This is a genomic window from Cellulosimicrobium cellulans, assembly GCF_007679345.1.
GTDB classification, from domain to species: domain Bacteria; phylum Actinomycetota; class Actinomycetes; order Actinomycetales; family Cellulomonadaceae; genus Cellulomonas; species Cellulomonas cellulans_A.
Genome location: NZ_VEGH01000007.1, coordinates 17,914 through 31,604, shown reverse-complemented (window position 1 = coordinate 31,604; position 13,691 = coordinate 17,914). Strand labels below are relative to the sequence as shown.

11 protein-coding genes are annotated in these 13,691 nt (G+C 74.2%); 4 read left to right on the top strand and 7 right to left on the bottom strand.

Annotated elements, in window-relative coordinates; translation table 11 throughout:
* Positions 1–50 precede the first annotated feature (50 nt).
* From FS882_RS10750 to FS882_RS10735, 4 genes are all read right to left on the bottom strand, one after another.
* A complete protein-coding gene (locus tag FS882_RS10750; protein ID WP_316043633.1) occupies positions 51–1,982 on the bottom strand; it encodes a glycoside hydrolase family 13 protein in 1,932 nt (643 codons plus the stop codon).
* Between the two features lie 5 nt (positions 1,983–1,987).
* Positions 1,988–2,866 (bottom strand): sugar ABC transporter permease, encoded by an 879-nt coding sequence (locus FS882_RS10745; protein WP_158373069.1) that lies wholly within the window; start codon positions 2,864–2,866, stop codon positions 1,988–1,990.
* 1 nt (position 2,867) lies between these two features.
* Positions 2,868–4,490 (bottom strand): ABC transporter permease subunit, encoded by a 1,623-nt coding sequence (locus FS882_RS10740; protein ID WP_158373068.1) that lies wholly within the window; start codon positions 4,488–4,490, stop codon positions 2,868–2,870.
* A gap of 103 nt (positions 4,491–4,593) precedes the next feature.
* The gene (locus tag FS882_RS10735) at positions 4,594–5,835 is read right to left on the bottom strand and encodes a maltose ABC transporter substrate-binding protein (RefSeq protein ID WP_158373067.1); all 1,242 of its coding nucleotides are present in this window, start codon (positions 5,833–5,835) and stop codon (positions 4,594–4,596) included.
* 226 nt (positions 5,836–6,061) lie between these two features.
* On the opposite strand from FS882_RS10735, the gene FS882_RS10730 reads away from it, so the two are divergent.
* From FS882_RS10730 to FS882_RS10720, 3 genes are read left to right on the top strand one after another with little or no spacing between them, the layout of a single operon-like run.
* A complete protein-coding gene (locus FS882_RS10730; RefSeq protein ID WP_158373066.1) occupies positions 6,062–7,090 on the top strand; it encodes a LacI family DNA-binding transcriptional regulator in 1,029 nt (342 codons plus the stop codon).
* Positions 7,087–8,832, top strand: coding sequence for a glycoside hydrolase family 13 protein (locus tag FS882_RS10725; RefSeq protein ID WP_410053274.1), 1,746 nt, complete (start codon positions 7,087–7,089; stop codon positions 8,830–8,832). Before FS882_RS10730 ends, FS882_RS10725 begins: the two co-directional genes overlap by 4 nt.
* A gap of 4 nt (positions 8,833–8,836) precedes the next feature.
* Positions 8,837–9,763, top strand: coding sequence for a carbohydrate kinase family protein (locus FS882_RS10720; RefSeq protein ID WP_158373065.1), 927 nt, complete (start codon positions 8,837–8,839; stop codon positions 9,761–9,763).
* Here the strand turns inward: FS882_RS10720 and dusB are convergent.
* Positions 9,750–10,943, bottom strand: coding sequence for a tRNA dihydrouridine synthase DusB (gene dusB / locus FS882_RS10715; RefSeq protein ID WP_158373064.1), 1,194 nt, complete (start codon positions 10,941–10,943; stop codon positions 9,750–9,752). The two genes, FS882_RS10720 and dusB, sit on opposite strands and share 14 nt — an antisense overlap.
* A 128-nt stretch (positions 10,944–11,071) precedes the next feature.
* Between dusB and FS882_RS10710 the strand changes: the two genes are divergently transcribed.
* Positions 11,072–12,340, top strand: a complete 1,269-nt coding sequence (locus FS882_RS10710) for a YibE/F family protein (protein WP_262348216.1) — start codon at positions 11,072–11,074, stop codon at positions 12,338–12,340.
* Positions 12,341–12,388: 48 nt separating this feature from the next.
* On the opposite strand, the gene FS882_RS10705 is transcribed toward FS882_RS10710, so the two are convergent.
* A complete protein-coding gene (locus FS882_RS10705; protein WP_158373063.1) occupies positions 12,389–13,294 on the bottom strand; it encodes a permease prefix domain 1-containing protein in 906 nt (301 codons plus the stop codon).
* Positions 13,291–13,668: a PadR family transcriptional regulator gene (locus tag FS882_RS10700; RefSeq protein WP_158373062.1), complete on the bottom strand. Its 378-nt coding sequence runs from the start codon at positions 13,666–13,668 to the stop codon at positions 13,291–13,293. The genes FS882_RS10705 and FS882_RS10700 overlap by 4 nt, the downstream gene beginning before the upstream one ends.
* Positions 13,669–13,691: the final 23 nt, after the last annotated feature.

Here is a 13,691-nt window from a genome sequence, read left to right as displayed (position 1 = left end):
GGCCCCAGTTTAGGCGGCGGACGACGGCACCCCGCCGCGAGCGCGCCGCGTCACGCCAGCCGCCACACCTGCACCCCCGGCCCGTCGCCCGGCAGCCGCAGCCCGCCGGACTCGACGCCGAGGGCCGCCCCGCCGTGCAGGTTCTCCGGCTGCTCCCCCGCCGCCAGCAGGTGCCGCGGCAGCAGCGCCCCGCCCCACGGCGCCCGCGCCGCGAGCACGAGCACGCGCTCCTCGGCGGTCTCCCGCAGGTACGCGATCGCGTCGTCCCGGACGAGGGCCCAGCGGAGCCCGCCCTCGCGCAGCGCGCGGGACGACCGGCGCAGCGCGATCAGCGACCGGTACGTCTCGAACAGCCCGGTGTCCCACGTCGGGCCGCCGCCGGCGTCGATCTGGTCCCACGGCATCGGGACGCGCGAGTTCTCGCCGTTGCGGCCGACGAGCCCGCCCTCGTCGCCGGCGAACAGCACCGGCGTGCCGGGGTAGGTCATCAGCAGGCCGACGCCCACCTCGACCAGGTCGCGCGACCCCGCGATGGTCCGGAACCGCGCGGTGTCGTGCGAACCGAGCAGGTTCCACTGGTGGGTCGTGACGCTCCACGGCACCGCGGCGCCGAACTCGCGCATGGCCGCCACGGCCGCGGTGCCGGGCCGTCGCGGGATCCCGACGGGCAGCTCGACGTAGCGCAGCCCCGCCGCGGCCTCGGACGCCGGGTCGGTGAGCCAGGTCCACACCGGCCGGGTGAACGCGGAGTAGTTCATCGTGCCGTGCCAGCCGCCCGCGGCCCGGAGGTCGGCGCCCGCGTCGTGGAAGTGCTCCGCGATCAGCACCGCGTCCGGGTTGATCTCCGCCATGGCCGCGCGCATCCGCTCCGCGACCTCGTGCGTCAGGTCGTCCGCGCCCTGCCGGCCGGTCATGTTCGCGACGTCGACCCGCCAGCCGTCCATGCCGAACGGCTCGGACAGGTACCGGCCCACGACCGACGACGGGCCGCCGAACATCCGCGCGGCGAGCGCGGGCGCGTGGTGGTCGAGCTTCGGCAGCGAGGCGTGGCCGAGCCAGCCGACGTAGCCCGGCTCGGCGTCCTGCCAGTAGTAGAAGGAGCGCTCCTCCGCCGCCGGGTCCCCGAGCGCCCGCCGGAACCAGTCGTGCGCGTCGCCGGTGTGGTTGGTCGTGAGGTCGCCGACCAGCCGCATCCCGCGGCCGTGCAGCGCCCGCGCCAGCGAGGCGAACGCCTCGTCGCCGCCGAGCACCGGGTCGACGTGGTCGAAGGTGCGCGCGTCGTACCGGTGGTTCGACCGGCCGGGGAACACCGGCGTCAGGTAGAGGGTGTCGACGCCGAGCCGCTGCAGGTGGTCCAGCCGCCACTCGATGCCGCCGAGGTCGCCGCCGTACAGCTGGGTGCCCGTGCCGGGGCCGCCGCCGATGGGCTCGTCGCCCCACGCCGCGGGCAGCGCCCAGTCGGGCAGGTCGCCCTCGGGCGGGCCGTCGTGCCGGCCGGACGACCGCGCGAACCGGTCGGGGAACACCTGGTAGACGACGGCGTCCCGCGCCCAGTCAGGCCCGGGCGGCGTGACCGCGAGCCGGAAGTCGGAGGTGTCCGGCACGTCCCGGGCGATGGTGCCCTCGCCGTTCAGCCACTCCTGCCCGCCCGGGCGGCCGGGGCCGGCCAGCAGGAACCGGTACGAGGTCACCGGGTTGGTCACCGGCACGTCGGCGGTGAACCAGCGCTCGTGGGCGTCGCCCCCGTCGGCCCGCGCCGGGTACACCCGGGGCTCGCCGTCCTCGACGACGCGCAGCCACACCTCGGGGTCCGGCCCGGCGGCGGGCACCCGCACCCGGACGGGAACGACGTCACCGAGGGACGGCGTCCCGCCCGGGACGTAGAGGGCGGAGCCGTCGTGGTGCGCGCCGAGCGGCACGGGGACGGCGTCGGACGCGGCGGGGCCGGCGGCGTGCCGGCCCCGCGTCGTCGGGTCGGACAAGCGCGTCAGCCCTTCACCGAGCCGGCGGTGAGGCCGCCGACGATGTACTTCTGCAGGAACAGGAACAGCAGCACGACCGGGATCGCGGCGATCACCGCGCCGGCGGCGAAGATGCCCCAGCGCGCGTTCCGCTCGTCGGACGCCCAGTTGTACAGGCCGAGCGCGAGCGTGAACCGCTCGGGCCGCTGCAGCACGACCTTGGCGATGATGAACTCGCCGTAGGACGAGATGAACGACAGCAGGCCGACCACCGCGAGGATCGGCGCCACCAGCCGCAGGATGATCGTCCAGAAGATCTGCGCGTGGCTGGCGCCGTCGATCTTGGCGGCCTCGTCGATCTCGCGCGGCACGGTGTTGAAGAACCCGTACATGAGGAACGTGTTCACGCCGAGGGCGCCGCCCAGGTAGACGCAGATCAGGCCGAGCTGGGTGTTCAGGCCGATGGCCGGGAAGACCTCGGACAGCGACAGCAGCAGCAGGAACAGCGCCACGAACGCGAGCATCTGCGGGAACATCTGCACCAGCAGCAGCGTGGTCAGGCCCGAGCGGCGGCCGCGGAACCGGAACCGCGAGAACGCGTAGGCCGCGGCGGCGCCCATGAGCACGGTGCCGACGGCGGTCGCGGTGGACACCACGAGCGAGTTGAGCGCCCAGTTGTCGTACCCGCGCGGGCCCAGCTCGGTGTAGTTCTCCAGGCTGAACGTGCGGAACAGCTGGTTGGAGCCCGTGAGCGTGCCGCCCGGGTTGAGCGACGCGGACAGGACGTACAGCAGCGGCAGCAGGCAGATCGCGATCATCACGACGCCGACGACGTGCCGCCAGCCGACCTCGGACCACCAGCGGCGGCCGCGCACGGCGGTGTGCAGCTCGGGCGAGCGGGCCATCTCAGATCTCCTCGAGGGTGCGGGTGCGACGGAAGCCGAGGTAGGAGATGACCCCGACGATGAGGAAGATGACGATCGACAGCGCGCTGGCGACGCCGTACTGCTTGACCCCGGACTCGAAGGCCACGGAGTAGACCATCGAGATGAGGATGTCCGTGTGGCCCACGACGTACGGGGTGCCCACGAAGTTCGGGCCGCCGCCGGTCAGCATGTAGATCAGCGAGAAGTTGTTGAAGTTGAAGGCGAAGCTCGAGATCAGCAGCGGCGCGACCGACACCATCAGCAGCGGCAGCGTGAGCGAGCGGAAGATCCGCCAGCGCCCGGCGCCGTCGATCCGCGCGGCCTCCGTCATGTCGTGCGGGATCGACTGCAGCGCGCCCGTGCAGATGAGGAACATGTACGGGAAGCCGAGCCACAGGTTCACGCCGATGATCGCGGCCTTCGCCAGCCACGGGTCGCTGAGCCACGGGATCGACGCCCCGCCGAGCAGCACCTCGTTGATGAGGCCGAACCGCTCGTTGAGCATGCCGCGCCACACCAGGGCGGACAGGAAGCCCGGGAACGCGTACGGGAGGATCAGCAGCGAGCGGTAGACCTTCCGGCCGCGCACCCGGGGCTCGTTGAACGTGATCGCGAGGAACAGGCCGAGCGCGAACGTGGTCACGACGGACAGGAACGCGAACGCGAACGTCCAGACGAAGATCTGCGCGAACGGCCCGGCCATCCGGGAGTCGGTGACCATCGCGGTGAAGTTGTCGAAGCCGACGCCGACCCGCCAGCCGGGGGTCAGCCGCTCGCCGTCCTCCGACACGAAGTTGCCGCCCTCGCCGGGCGTGTAGACGGTGTCGGTCTCGGTGTCGGTGAACGTGTCGCTCGCCGCGTCGTACTCGAGGGTCGACTGGAACACGTAGCCGGTCGAGCCGTCCTGGGTGCGGACGGAACCGTCGGCGGGGTCGTCGGAGAACGGCACCCGCAGCGAGGTGATCGCCTCCTGGTCGGCGGCGACCTGCGCGAAGCCGAGGACCTCCCAGCCGGGGACGGCGGTGATGCGGCCGGACTCGACGGTCGCGTCGACGTCCTGGAACGGTTCCTCGGCGGTGCCGACCTGGGCGTCGCCGTCCTCGGTGACGACCGCGAAGCCGAGCTCGTCGCCGTTCTGCACGACCGCGAGGGGCAGCGCGGGCGAGCCCTCGACGCGGCGCTCGTTCTGGGCGGCGATCTGCGAGATCGCGTCGGCCTTCGTCGAGTTGTGCCCGTCGCCGTAGTTCGTGAACGCGACGTAGCCGGTGTAGCCCATCGCGAACAGCTGGTACACGACCAGGAACACCAGGCCGGGCACCAGGTACTTCGCCGGCAGCATCCGGCGGGAGAAGTAGGCCCAGTTCGCGACGGCGAGCGCCACGACCAGGAACGCCAGGATCCCCCACTGGCCCACGGCCCAGGCGGACAGGATCCCGTACACGCCGAGCGCGTCGACCGTGCCGATGAGGATCAGCTTGGCGATGAAGCCCGGGGAGAAGGAGCGGGCGTGCGACGTGGTGCCGCGGGGCACGCGCCGGCGGGGCGGGCGGGTCGTCCCGGGGTCGCCGGGAGCGACCTCCTGGACGGTCGACTGGTCGGACATGCGGGTGCCTCCGGGCGGCGCGGCGGTGCTGCTGGTTCGGGGGTGGGGGGCGAGCGGCGACCGCCGGGGCGCCTCGTGGGCACCCCGGCGGTCGCGGAGGCGGTCAGCCGCCGATGGCGTCCTGGATGTTCTGGACCATGGCGTCCCAGGCGCCCGCCGGGTCGGCCGTCTGGCCGCCGACGATCTGCGCCTCGGTCGCGCCCCAGAAGGACCACACCGAGCTCATCGCGGGGATCGCGGGCATCGGCGCACCGGTGGCGCCCGCGTCGTTGAAGCCCTGGAGGACCGGGTCGTCCACCTTGTCCGCCGAGGCGGTCAGCGCCGGGAGGCGGCCGCCGGCCGCGTACAGCGCGTCCTGCGCCTCCTCGGTGGTGAGGTAGTTGACGACGAACTCGTTGGCGAGCACCGGGTTGGCCGACTTCGCCGAGATGAACACGCCCTGCACGCCGACGAACGGCTGCGCGGGCTGGCCGCCGGCCGACGGGACCGGGAGCACGGAGATGTCCATGCCGGCCTCCTCGAAGGCGGAGGTGTTCCACGGGCCGGTCACGATGTACGGCGCCTGGCCGTCGAGGAACGCCTGCTTGGCCTTGTCGCCGTCGATCGACAGGTCGAGGACCTTCTCCTGGCCGAGCTTGGCCAGGTACTGGGCGTAGGCGTGGCCGGCGTCGCCGCCGAGCGCGAGCGTGTCGGTGTAGGAGCCGTCCGCGGACTGCTCGAACACCGGGGCGCCGAACGAGGTCTGCAGCGGGTACAGGTGGTACGGGTCGGACTCCTCGCCCTGCTGGATCAGCACGGAGAAGTCGGTGCCGGCGCCCTTGGCCTGCTCGACGAGCTCGTCGAACGTGGTGGCCGGGGTGTCCTGCAGCAGCGCGTTGTTCCGGACCAGCGCGATGTTCTCGATCGAGATCGGCACGCCGTAGGTCTGGCCGTCGTAGGCCATGGCGGCGACCGCGGAGTCGGCGAACTCGTCGGCCTTGTCGCCGAGCTCGATCGGCGCGACGACGCCGTTGTTGACCCACTCGCCCAGGCCGTCGTGGGCGGAGACGATGATGTCCGGGCCCTCGCCGGTCGGGACCTGGGTCACGAAGTCGGGGCCGATGTCGCCCGTGGCCTTCTGGACCAGGTCGACGTCGACGCCGGACTGCTCGGTGAAGGCCTCGACGACGGGGCGCATGGAGTCGATGCGGGTGTCGTCGACCCACATCGTCAGGGTGCCCTCGGCGCCGGAGTCGGCGGCGGGGCTGTCGGAGGTGGCGTCGGACGGGGTGTCCGAGCTCGAGCACGCCGCGAGGGCGAGCGCGAGGACGGCCGTCGTGGCGAGGGCGGGGATGCTCCGTCGCATCAGGGTGTTCTCCCAGCGTCAGAAGGGGCGGTGCGAGCCGTCTCCGGCACCGCCGGCGCTGGCTCGATGACGGGGACGGTAATCAACTTCCCGGTCCCGTTGCAAGCCGTTACGGTAACTTTCAGGCATCGGTTACAGTGCTCTCCGACCCGAGGGGACGAAGCAGCCCCGATCGGATGACGACAACGACGACGAGGAGGCGACGGTGCCCTCTACGCTCGCGACCGTGCGCACACGCCTCACCGACCTGGCCGAGCAGGCCGGCGTCTCCACCGCGACCGTGTCGCGGGTCCTGAACGGCAAGCCCGGCGTCTCCTCGCAGGCGAGGCAGGCGGTGCTGGCCGCCCTCGACGTCCTCGGCTACGAGCGACCCGAGAAGCTCCGCACCAGGCCGGCCGGCCTGGTCGGCCTCGTGGTGCCCGAGCTGTCCAACCCGGTGTTCCCGGCGATGGCCCAGGTCATCGAGTCGATGCTGACCCAGCGCGGCTACACGCCGCTGCTGTGCGCGCAGCAGCCCGGCGGCACCACCGAGGACCAGTACGTCGAGATCCTGCTGGACCACGACGTGGCCGGGATCCTGTTCGTCTCGGGCCTGCACGCGGACACGCAGGCGTCGGTGGAGCGCTACCACGCGCTGCGCGGGCGCGGGCTGCCGATCGTGCTCGTCAACGGCCGGGCCGAGGCGGTCGACGCCCCGAGCATCGCCACCGACGACTCCGTCGCGATCGAGCTGGCCGTCCGGCACCTCGTCGCCCTCGGGCACCGGCGCGTCGGCCTGGCGATCGGCCCGGAGCGGTTCGTGCCGGCGGCCCGCAAGCGCCAGGCGTTCGCCACCCAGCTGCGCGCCCAGCTCGGCGTCGAGGACGCCGCGCCGCACGTCAACACCACCCTGTTCACGGTCGAGGGCGGCGCCACCGCGGCGCACGAGCTCCTCGACTCGGGCCACACCGCGATCATCTGCGGGTCGGACCTCATGGCCCTCGGCGTGATCCGCGCCGCCCGGTCCCGCGGCCTGCGCGTCCCGGAGGACGTGTCGGTCGTCGGCTTCGACGACTCGCCGCTGATCGGCTTCACCGACCCCCCGCTGACGACGGTGCGCCAGCCCGTCCAGGCGATGGGGCAGGCCGCCGTCTCCGCGCTCATGGCGGAGATCAACGGCACCCCCACCTCGCGCACGGAGCTCCTGTTCCACCCCGAGCTCATCGTGCGCGGTTCCACCAGCTCCGCACCCGTCTCCCCCGGAGGACCAGCGTGACCCAGCTCGACCAGCAGCCGATCTCCCGCCCCGCCCCGGAGGTGGTGCACGAGCCCGGCCCCGTCGACGGCCCGTGGTGGCGGGACGCGGTGATCTACCAGGTGTACCCGCGGTCCTTCGCGGACGCGGACGGCGACGGCATCGGCGACCTGCCGGGCATCACCGCGCGGCTGGACCACCTGGCGGCGCTGGGCGTGGACGCGGTCTGGCTGTCGCCGTTCTACAAGAGCCCGCAGGCGGACGCCGGCTACGACGTCGCGGACTACCGGGACGTGGACCCGCTGTTCGGCACGCTCGCCGACTTCGACGCGCTGCTGGAGCGCGCGCACGCGCTCGGCCTCAAGGTCGTCGTCGACCTGGTCCCCAACCACTCCTCGGACGAGCACGTGTGGTTCCAGGAGGCCCTGACGACTCCCCCGGGCTCCCCCGAGCGCGCGCGGTACCTGTTCCGCGAGGGCCGCGGGGTCGACGGCACCGAGCCCCCGAACAACTGGGGCTCGATCTTCGGCGGCCCGGCCTGGACCCGGCTCACCCCGGAGCAGCACGGCGTCGACGACGGCCAGTGGTACCTGCACCTGTTCGACTCCAAGCAGCCCGATCTCGACTGGTCCAACCCCGAGGTCCGCCGCGAGTTCGAGGACGTGCTGCGGTTCTGGCTGGACCGCGGGGTCGACGGCTTCCGGGTCGACGTCGCGCACGGCATGGTCAAGGCCGAGGGGCTGCCCGACTGGGACGGCCACGTGTCGATGATCGAGGGGGCCGACGACAGCGACGCCGTCTCCGGCTCTGGCAACCAGGGCCCGATGTTCGACCAGGACGGCGTGCACGAGATCTACCGCGCGTGGCGCAAGGTCCTCGACGAGTACGACGGCGACCGGATGCTCGTCGCCGAGGCCTGGGTCGAGCCGCTGAGCCGCCTGGCCCGGTACGTCCGCCCCGACGAGATGCACCAGGCGTTCAACTTCGCGTTCCTGGCCACCGGCTGGGACGCCCCCGCGCTGAAGAAGGTCATCGCGGCGTCCTACCAGGTCAACGACACCGTCGGCGCGCCGACCACCTGGGTGATGTCGAACCACGACGTCGTCCGGCACGCGTCCCGCCTGGGCCTCGCCGACCCGTCGTCGCGCCCGAACGGCATCGGCGCCGAGGACGAGCAGCCGGACGCCGAGCTCGGCCTGCGCCGTGCCCGCGCCGCCTCGCTGCTCATGCTCGGCCTGCCGGGCTCGGCCTACGTCTACCAGGGCGAGGAGCTCGGCCTGCCCGAGCACACCGCCCTCGCCGACGAGGTGCGCGAGGACCCCGCGTTCTTCCGCACGCAGGGCGCCGAGAAGGGCCGCGACGGCTGCCGCGTCCCGCTGCCGTGGGAGGCCGACGCCCCGGGCTTCGGCTACTCGCCGAACGGGAGGACGTGGCTGCCGCAGCCCGCGGAGTGGGCCGCGTTCGCCGCCGACGCGCAGGACGGGGTCGAGGGCTCGACCCTCGAGCTGTACCGCGCCGCGCTGCGCCTGCGCCGGGCCGAGAAGCTCGGCCTCGGCGGGGCGTCCTGGGAGCCGGAGTTCCAGGACGACGAGGACGTCATCGCCGTGCGCAACGGCTCGGTCGTCGTCGTCGCGAACCTGGGCTCCTCCCCGGTCGCGCTGCCCGCCGGCGCCGAGGTGCTGCTGGCCTCCGGCCTGCCGGGCGACGCCCCGGTCGGCGCCGAGCTGCCCGGCGACACCACCGTCTGGCTCCGGGCGCGCTGACGCCATGACGCACCCCGACGGGGCCGTCCCCACGCACGGGGGCGGCCCCGTCGTCGTCGTGGGGCCCGCCTCCTGGAACACCCTGGTCCGGGTGGACGCGCTGCCCGACGCGCGGTCGCAGACCCTGTTCGCGTCCGGGCACCGCGACGGGCTCGGCGGGACGTCCGCGGGCAAGGCCGTGACGCTGGCCGCGCTGGACGTCGACGTGCGGCTGCGGACGGTGCTGGGCGCGGACGCGCTCGGGGACGCGGTGCGGGCGGCGCTCGACCACCCGCGGATCGCGCTCGACGCGGTGCCCGCGCGGGACGGGCGGACCGAGCGGCACGTCAACCTCATGGCCGCGGACGGCGGGCGGGTGTCGGTGTACCTGACGCTGCCGTCGCCGGGGGTCGCAGCCGAGGCGGGGGCCGGGCTCGCCGGCGCGCGGGCGGCGGTCGTGGACCTCGCGGAGCTGTCGATCCCGGTGCTCGCCGCGGCGCGCGCCGCCGGCGTGCCGGTGTGGTGCGACGTGCACGACGACGACGGCGTCGCGGAGTTCCAGCGCCCGTTCGCGGACGCCGCCGACGTGCTGCTGGTCTCCGAGGCCCGGCTCGCGGACCCGGTGGCGTACCTGCGGGCGCGGTTGGCCGGCGGCGCGCGGCTGGCGGTGTGCACCCGCGGCGCGCGCGGGGCGCTGGCGCTGGACGCGGGCGGGTTCTGGGAGGTCGGTGCGGCGCCGGCGGGCGCGGTCGTGGACACGAACGGCGCGGGCGACGCGTTCCTCGCGGGTCTGCTGGCGGCGACCCTGGACGGCCGCGGCACGGCGGAGGCCCTGGCGTGGGCGTCCGCGGCCGGCGCCCTGGCGGTCGCCACGGAGGCCCTGGCCGCCCCGCACGCGACCCGGGACGCGGTGGCGGGGCTGGCCGCGCGGGTGCGGGTCAGCCGCCGCTGACGCTCAGCTCGGCCTCGGCCAGGCCGCGGCGGAAGTCCTCCGAGAGGTCCCGGCTGTCCAGCCAGCCGTCCGGGAGGTGCGGGCGCTTCGGGCTCCCGGCGCGGCCGCGCTGGCCCTCGGCGGCCTCGCCCGGGTACGGCTGGTCCAGGTCGAGCGCCGCGAGCCGGTCGTCGAGCTCCGCGAGGCTCGACACGAGCCCGAGCGCCGCGCGCTGCTCGCCGCCGACGACGTAGCCCTTCCAGTACCAGGCCATGTGCTTGCGCAGCTCGCGCAGCGCCTTCCCCTCGTCGCCGAAGTGCTCGACCATCAGCTCGGCGTGCCGCCGGATGATCTGCGCCACGTACCGGGCGCCGGGCGTGATCCGCTCGTCCGAGCCCGCGAACGCCGCGGCCAGGTCGGCGAACAGCCACGGCCGCCCCTGGCAGCCGCGCCCGACGACGACGCCGTCGCAGCCGGTCTCCCGGACCATGCGCACGGCGTCCTCCGCGGACCAGATGTCGCCGTTGCCGAGCACGGGGATGTCGGTGACGGTCTCCTTGAGCCGCGCGATCGCCTCCCAGTCCGCGGTGCCGGAGTAGTACTGCTCGGCGGTGCGGGCGTGCAGGGCGACCGCCGCGACGCCGAGGTCCTGCGCGACGAGGCCGGCCTCGAGGTAGGTCAGGTGGTCGTCGTCGATGCCCTTGCGCATCTTGACCGTGACCGGGACGCCGTACGGGCGCGCCGCGTCGACGGCAGCCTTCAGGATCGACTCGAACAGCTCGCGCTTCCACGGCAGCGCGGAGCCGCCGCCGCGCCGGGTGACCTTGGGGACCGGGCAGCCGAAGTTGAGGTCGACGTGGTCGGCGCGGTCCTCGGACGCGATGAGGTGCACCGCGGCGCCCACGGTCGCCGGGTCGACGCCGTACACCTGCACGGAGCGCGGCTTCTCGTCAGGGGCGTGCGAGATGATCCGCATCGACTCCTCGCCGCGCTCGACCAGCGCCCGCGAGGTCACCATCTCCGCGACGTACAGCCCGGCGCCCGACTCGCGGCACAGCCGGCGGAACGCCGCGTTGGTCACGCCGGCCATGGGCGCGAGCACCACGGGCGTGTCGATCGTGAGCGGCCCGATGCGCAGCGGCGGGAGCACGTGCCCCTCGGCCGCCGGGGCGGCCGGGTCGGCGGTGGCGGGAGCGGTCATGCCTCGATTGTCCCCCACGGCGCGGGTGGACCTCGCGGCCCGGCGCGGACGGCGCCTGGACCGACCTCCGGCGCGCCCGGCGACCGGGCCCCGGGGCGGGAGCGCGGCGCACCCGGCAGAATCGCCCCGTGCCCTCCCCCGACGCCCTGCGCACCCGACGCGTCATCGCCGCGATCCTGCTGCCGCTCGTGCTGGCCGCGGCCATCGGCATGGCCCTGACCTGGCCGCACGGCGAGCCGTCGACGGCCCGGCAGATCAGCGACGTCGCGATCGACTACCCGACGGCCACCGTCACCGGGACGTCGGTGGAGCAGTGCCAGGGCACGGTCGAGGACCGGCAGCCGGACGGCACCATCCCGGACGAGGTGGCGTGCCTGCAGGTGCACGCGACGATCACCAGCGGCCCGGAGCGCGGGCGGGAGGTCGAGGTGTGGGCCACCGCGTCCACCACCGCCGACCAGGTCCCGGCCGGCACCCGCATCCTGGTCGAGCACTACCCCGCCACCGGCACCGACGCCGAGGTCTGGGCCTGGCACGACTACGACCGCACGCTGCCGCTGGTGTCCATCGCCCTGGTGTTCGCGCTGGCGATCATCCTGGTCGCGCGCGGACGCGGGCTGCGGGCGCTGATCGGGCTGCTCATCGCGTTCGCGCTGATCGGCGTCTACGTGCTGCCGGCGCTGGTCCGGGGCGAGAACCCCGTCGTCGTGGCGCTCAGCGCGTCCACGCTGATCATGGCCGTGGTGCTCTACCTGGCGCACGGGCTGTCGCTCCGGACGTCGGCGGCGCTGCTCGGCACCCTCGCGGGGTTGGCGGCGACGACCGTCCTGGGCGTGCTCGGCGCCTCGTGGGCGCGGCTGTCCGGCGTGAGCAGCGAGGACTCCTACCGGCTGGCGCAGCTCCTCGGCGAGACCGGGGCCACCTCGCTGCGCGGGCTGTTCCTGTGCGGCCTGGTGCTGGCCGGGCTCGGCGTGCTGAACGACGTGACGATCACCCAGGCGTCCGCGGTGTGGGAGCTGCGCGCGGCCTCCCCCGGGGCGTCGCGGGCCGAGCTGTTCCGCGGCGGCATGCGCATCGGCCGGGACCACATCGCGTCGACGGTCTACACGATCGCGTTCGCCTACACCGGCGCGGCCCTCCCGGTGCTGCTGCTGCTCGAGCTCTACGGCCTGCCGCTCGGGCCGACGCTGACCTCCGGGGAGTTCGCGGAGGAGATCGTGCGGACCATGGTGTCGTCGATCGGCCTGGTGCTGGCGATCCCGCTGACCACCGGCATCGCCGCCCTGGTCGTCACCCGCGCGGGCGCCGCCCCGGCGCGCCACGCGGCGGCGGACACCCACGCCCACGCGCACGTCCACGCCGTCACGGAGGCGGACGCCGCCGACCCGCCCCGCTGACGCCCTGACGCCTGCTCCCTCCGGCCGCGCTCCCCGCCGAGACGGGCGTCAGGCCTCGGGGCCGCGGGTCGCGGGGAACAGCATGCGGGCCAGCAGGACCATGTGCACGACCATCGCCCCGACGAGCGCGAGCCACGACCACGCGATCCCCACGGTCATGGTCAGCACCACGAATGCCAGGACAGCCACCAGTCCGAGCGCCCCCGAGTAGATGCCGAACCGCGCCGCCGCCTCGGGCTCCCGCGTGAACCGGTCCTGGCCCACGGCCTGCCGCCCGAGCTCGACGGTCCACGGCTTGTGCCGGTTGGTCTGCGTGACGCCGAGCACCACGAACCCGAGCACGCCGGCGACGAGCAGCACACCCGCCGCCACCGCGAGCCAGATCCGGCCCAGGTCGGCCGCGAACAGCCCGCCGAGCCCGAGGGCCGTCACGACCCCCGCGCTCGAGGCGCCGAAGCCCAGGGCCCGGCGCGCGGGCAGCGGGTAGTTCTGGGTCGTCTCCTGGCGCAGCGCGTCGGCGACGACGACTCCGGTCGCCACCCCGGCGACCACCGCGAGCACCGCCCCCGCCACGACCGACCACGCCAGCACCCCGGTCGCGACCAGCGCCTCCAGAGTCGCCGCGCCCGCCAGCACGACAGCGGCGAGCGTCACCCGCACGACGAACGCCGGCCGCGGCCGGACCCGGTGCGCGGACAGCAGCGCGGCGTGCCCCGCGTCGTCCGCCGGGGTGTCGGCCACCGCGGCGACGACGTCGCGCAGGTCGCCGATCTCCGCCAGGGCCGTGCGGGCCGCCTCCGCAGGGGCGGTACCGGCGGCCTCCAGGTCGGCGGCGCGGGCCATCAGGCTGGCGCGCACCTCCTCCTTGAGGTCCTGCGCCTCGGCGGAGGCCGGTGCCGCCGCGAAGGCGCGGTCCAGCGCGCGGTGGATGCTCGTGTCGACGGTGGTGGTCATCGTGGGCCCTCCTCGAGGTCCAGGAGCGTGTTGATGATCTGCTGGGTGGCGCGCCAGTCCGCCACGTTGCGGCGGTACACGGCGCGGCCGGCGTCGGTGAGCCGGTAGTACTTGCGCCGGCCGCCCTGCGACTCGTCGCCCCAGTAGGCCTCGACGAGGCCGTCGCGGGCGAGGCGCCGGAACGAGGCGTACAGGGTCGCCTCCTTGATCTCGTGCTGACCGCCGGTGGCGTCGCGGATCGCCTTGTAGACCTCGAAGCCGTACCGGTCGGCGCCGCGCAGGACACCGAGCACGATCGTGTCGGTGTGCCCGCGCAGCAGGTCCGCGGCGAACGCGTCCGACCCCGCGGCTGTGCGATCGGGTGCCTGTGTCATGCCCAGTACCGTATCAGATCAAC